This is a genomic window from Mitsuaria sp. TWR114 (genome assembly GCF_007997345.1).
Map to the genome: position 1 here is coordinate 1 of NZ_VOSR01001104.1, position 888 is coordinate 888.

Consider the following 888-nt stretch of genomic DNA (forward strand, 5'->3'; position numbering starts at 1 on the left):
GCTGGCCCTGGCCGGCGCGCAGCTGGAGGGCCAGCGCGCCGGCATGACGCCGACGCTGGGCTTCCTCTACCTGACCCACCCCTACGTGCCGCAGGCGCAGGCGCTGCTGGACGAGGTCCGCCAGCGCTGGCCCGGCTGCGGCTGGGTCGGCGCGTCGGCGCTGGCGGTGAGCGCCAGCGGCGTCGAGTATTTCGACGAGCCGGCGCTGGTCGTCATGCTCTGCGACCTGCCGCCGGACCAGTGGCGCGTCTTTTCCGGCCGCCAGCCGCTGCCGCCCGAGGGCGAGGCGCGCAGCCTGCTGTTGCACGCCGACGGCGGCACGCCCGATCTGCAGGAGCTGATCGGCGAGCTGGCCCAGCGCTGCAGCAGCGGCTACCTGTTCGGCGGCCTGGTGAGCGGCGGTGACGACGCGGTGCAGATCGCCGACGGCGTCTTCGCCGGCGGCCTGTCGGGCCTGGCGCTCGGACCGGAGGTGCGCTGGATCTCGCGCGTCAGCCAGGGCTGCCAGCCGCTGGGTCGCGAGCGCCGCGTCACCGCCTGCGACGGCCCGCTGGTCACGGAACTCGACGGCCTGCCCGCGCTCGACGCCCTGCTCGAGGACCTGAAGCTGCCCGCGTACACCGGCGAGTCCGGCTCGCTGCGCCAGGCGATGCCGCTGTTCCGGCGCACGCTGGTGGGATTGAACGACGAGCCCGGCGCCCGCCGCGAATACGGCCCCGAGGTCCGCGTCCGCCACCTCGTCGGCCTGGATCCGGGCCGCCGCGGCATCGCCGTCGCCGAGCAGCTGCGGACCGGCGAGCTGCTGAGCTTCTGCGAACGCCATCCCGACGCCGCGCGCCGCGACCTGGTGCGCATCTGCACCGAGATCCGCGCCGAGGCCGAGGAGCG

The 888-nt window shown here is 75.3% G+C and carries 1 protein-coding gene; it reads left to right on the top strand.

The features are described from left to right. On the top strand, nt 1-888 hold an 888-nt coding region (locus FUT87_RS27850), incomplete at both ends, for an FIST N-terminal domain-containing protein (protein ID WP_147243060.1).